Source organism: Bacteroides caecigallinarum (assembly GCF_016901995.1).
Taxonomy (GTDB): Bacteria; Bacteroidota; Bacteroidia; order Bacteroidales; family Bacteroidaceae; genus Phocaeicola; species Phocaeicola cellulolyticus.
Genome location: NZ_JACJLE010000210.1, coordinates 1 through 243, shown reverse-complemented (window position 1 = coordinate 243; position 243 = coordinate 1). Strand labels below are relative to the sequence as shown.

Genomic DNA, 243 nt, shown 5'->3' with positions numbered 1-243 from the left:
TCACCACCATGTCAATCCTTCCCTCCGAGGTATGATATTCCGCCTGCGTATAGAATCCCAGCAGTTTGAACAGAATAAACATCACGTTCTGGTAGTGCAGCTCCAGGTCGCGTGCCAGCTCGTACGGAGTGTCGGCAAAGAAAGTCGTCAGTCGTTTCATGAAAGCGTCAGTGTCTCCGCTTTCAATATCCTTCACGAAATTCATGATTCCGAACGTAGCCTCCGAATTATCCATTCCCGTAT

Annotated in this window: 1 protein-coding gene; it reads right to left on the bottom strand. The window is 48.6% G+C overall.

Translation table 11 applies throughout. The features are described 5' to 3' along the window. On the bottom strand, positions 1-243 hold a 243-nt coding region (locus H6A61_RS15665; RefSeq protein ID WP_204394820.1), incomplete at both ends, for a PD-(D/E)XK nuclease domain-containing protein.